Annotated in this window: 2 protein-coding genes and 1 pseudogene; 2 read left to right on the top strand and 1 reads right to left on the bottom strand. The window is 67.0% G+C overall.

The features are described 5' to 3' along the window. Window positions 1-908: 908 nt before the first annotated feature. Window positions 909-1,462: pseudogene (locus tag VIU94_RS13000) on the top strand (transposase family protein); the annotation flags it as partial. A gap of 50 nt (window positions 1,463-1,512) precedes the next feature. On the opposite strand, the gene VIU94_RS12995 reads toward VIU94_RS13000, so the two are convergent. Further along, a complete protein-coding gene (locus tag VIU94_RS12995) occupies window positions 1,513-1,851 on the bottom strand; it encodes a MerR family transcriptional regulator (RefSeq protein ID WP_331910890.1) in 339 nt (112 codons plus the stop codon). 1,085 nt (window positions 1,852-2,936) lie between these two features. Between VIU94_RS12995 and VIU94_RS12985 the strand changes: the two genes are divergently transcribed. Then, window positions 2,937-3,206 (top strand): hypothetical protein (locus VIU94_RS12985; RefSeq protein ID WP_331910888.1); only part of this gene is annotated, 270 nt, incomplete at its 3' end.

Here is a 3,206-nt window from a genome sequence, read left to right as displayed (position 1 = left end):
GTACGCCTGAGCGGCCTTTGCGCGGTCCTCGGGGTGGACGATCATCCTCGCCCAAGTCTCCGGTGTGTAGCTGAACCTCGATAGATAGAGCGGCATCATGTCTCCCTTTCGTTCCACCAAGGGATGCCCCGGCGGGGCGGGAAACGCGCCGGATGCGGCCCGCGTATCCCCCGAAGGGCTGGGGACGATGACCGGCACGGCCGCAGCCAACGGGTGAGCGATCTACCCGGCGCTCTGGCCCTGCTTGGTACACGGTGGCAGGCATGTCCGCGTACGGTTCGGCCCGCGTGACCACTACCGGTCACACCCTGCCCACGCGTGCGAGCTGCTTTTACGACGTGGACACCGAGCCGCCACATGATCGGTCGGGCAAGTCTTGGCCGGCGGTCTGGATGGCCTGTCGTGCGGTCGCCTCGGTCGTGGCATGGTGCCCGGCAATCCTGATGCTGAAGCGATTCATCGGTCACCGCAGCGGCGACAGGCGAGCGCCGGACTGCCCAGTCGCCGTTCCATGATCCACGCCCCGAGGGTCCGGAAACCACTGAGGGGCCTGACCCGCTCTCGCGGATCAGGCCCCTCAGTGGTGTTTCAGCTGTCGGGGTGGCGGGATTTGAACCCACGACCTCTTCGTCCCGAATGAGGTTCGGCCAAGATCGTCACCTGCTTGACTGGTATTTCCGCAGTTCAGCGTGTTGGACTCGGTGAGTCTCGCGTGGTCCGGGGCGGGTCCGGGGAGCGATTCGGCTCCCAGACGGCTCCCAGGTATCCGGCGAGCGTTTCCCAACCTGTTGGTGCGGCTTGGCGGTTGGTGGGCTGCACGAAGCGGCGAAGTTCCTGGTGGACGGGTCCACGACCAAGATCGCCTGTGCCGGCCAGGAGCTTCGTGTGCTTGTTCACCCATCGGCGGTCGAGCTGTCCGGCGTGCATCTGAGGGCCTACTGGTACTCGCTCACCTGCGCTGCGGTGACACCTACGCCCAGCCGGCCGCCGGGTTCGGTATCGGGATCACGACCGTCCACCGCTACATACGCGAGGCCGTCGACGTCCTGGCCGTCCCCGCCCCGTCCCTGCGCCGAGGCGATGAAGGCGATGGGAGAAGGCGTTCGTCATCCTCGACGGCACCCTGCTGCCGATCGACCGGATCGCCGCCGACGCCCTGCACTAATCCGGAAAACACAAACGGCATGGCATGAACGTCCAGGTCTTGACCGACCCGTTCGGGCGGCTGCTCCGGGCCTCGCCGGCTCTGCCCGGCTCGACTCACGACCTGACCGCCGCACGGCAGCACGGGAGCGTCGAAGCCCTCGCCGACGCGAACCTCAAATGCTGGGCGGACACGGCGTACCAAGGAGCCGGCGAACCTGTCCGGGGCCCGTTCCGGGGCCGCCGCCTCAAGAGATGGAAGCGCCGCCACAACAGCACCCACGCCGAGATCCGCTGCCTCGGCGAGCAGGCCTTGGCCGGCCCTCGGGTTGCACCCATCGGTCGATGCCGACGGCGGGCGGACTCACCTCAATCCGAGGCCGGTGGCGCGTCGGATGCGGTGCTGCGGCGGTATTCGGCATTGATGCGTTGGGCCTCTTCGAGCTGGTCTTCGAGGATGATGATGCGGCAGGCGGCTTCGATGGGTGTGCCCTGGTCGACGAGTTCGCGGGCGCGGGCGGCGATGCGTAGTTGGTAGCGGGAGTAGCGGCGGTGGCCGCCCTCCGAGCGCAGCGGGGTGATCAGCCGGGCCTTGCCGATGGCACGGAGGAATCCTTGTGTGGTGCCGAGCATTTCGGCGGCCCTGCCCATGGTGTAGGCGGGGTAGTCGTCGTCGTCCAGACGGCCGTACGAGTCATCTGCTGTCATTTGCACCTCTCTGGGAAACGCATGGAGGGGCCCTGGTGCCGTACTGGCACCAGGGCCCCGAAGGAACTACTACACCACCTGCCGGCCCTGATGCTGCGCCGGCGTTCTGTGTCCGCGTACCCGACCGGAACAACGTCGGGCTTGCGGGGATCGCGGTTGCTTGACCGGAGACCACCTCGCTATCGATGTCCTGCGGTACCCGGGCTCAGACTTCCGCCCGGGCGATCCTGATGGCGCGGGTTCCTCCGTTCTTCCTCGGTGATCAACTACTTACTGCGGTTACTGCGGTTACTGATCCACTGCGGGTACTGCTGGTGATGCGAACCGCTCCGTGGCCTGTGACAGCGCCACTCTTCGGCAGCCAGCCCCGTTGCCCGTCCTGCGTCTGCTTTGGCTTGGAACCCCACTGCCGAACCTCCCGGGCGCGCGCGTCCGCAGTCGACGCCTTCGCCAGGGGTACTGCTCACTGATCTCACTGCTGGGTACTGCGTACTGCGCTCACGGGTACCGCACCTGCATTGACCGCGGTCCCGCGCGGCGGCCCCTGATCACTGCGGGCCGCCCGGTCCGGCCGCCAGTCTCGTCGCCGTCCTGCGAAAGCCCTGGCTTCGAAACTCCACTGCCGCACCGTCCTGCGAACTGCAACCACCTGTACTGCTGGTACCGCTTGCCCGGCAGTTCGTCTCTGCCGGGCCCTGCTGTCTCTCTGGGTTACGAGAGAAACCATAGGCACGCCACCACCCAATGTCTACTACAGCCGACACAGATTTTTGCGCGTCCTGTGGGTAGGTAATCGACCTCGAACAGGGATGCGGAGGGTCGTGGAGCGGCCGTCGCCGGGTTGCCCAAGGTGGCCGTGCACAACCCCAGCCTCCAGACCCCGCGCGTGCGCACTCCCGACCTCGACGGCGGCACCGGAGACTTCGGCCGGCCCATGGTCAACCGGCTGTCATGGCGACCTCGGTCACGCGCCGTGCCTCTGGTGGGAAGACGGCGACAGCCCTTCTCGCCCGGTGGCACGACCGGTTGACCGGTGGCACGACCGGTTGAGGGGACGGGACGGCCCGTGAATAGGATCGGCTCTCATGTCGAAGCTTGACGAGCTGCTCGTTGACGTTGCCACGCTGGTGGAGTCCGAACAGAGCAATGAGATGTCCCTGACCGTGGTCACCGGGGGCGCTGTCATCACCGGTCGGCTGGCGCCCGAAGCGGCGTGGAGGCAGCGGGTCTCGGAGGTCCTGGCGGACTCTGCCCGCCTGGGAGAGTTCTCCGCCGTCTTCACCGCTACGACACGGAGGGACGGGCCGCCCGCGTATCTGCATTTCCACATGGCGCGGATCCTTCAGGGCACCGTG

This window comes from Streptomyces sp., assembly GCF_036566765.1.
GTDB lineage: Bacteria > Actinomycetota > Actinomycetes > Streptomycetales > Streptomycetaceae > Streptomyces.
The sequence above is the reverse complement of the archived record's forward strand: the minus strand, read 5'-3'. Positions and strand labels throughout refer to the sequence as shown.

Bases quoted from the DNA above. Each gene is read 5' to 3' on its own strand.
- VIU94_RS12995 (WP_331910890.1), bottom strand. From the start codon at position 1,851: ATGACAGCAGATGACTCGTACGGCCGTCTGGACGACGACGACTACCCC.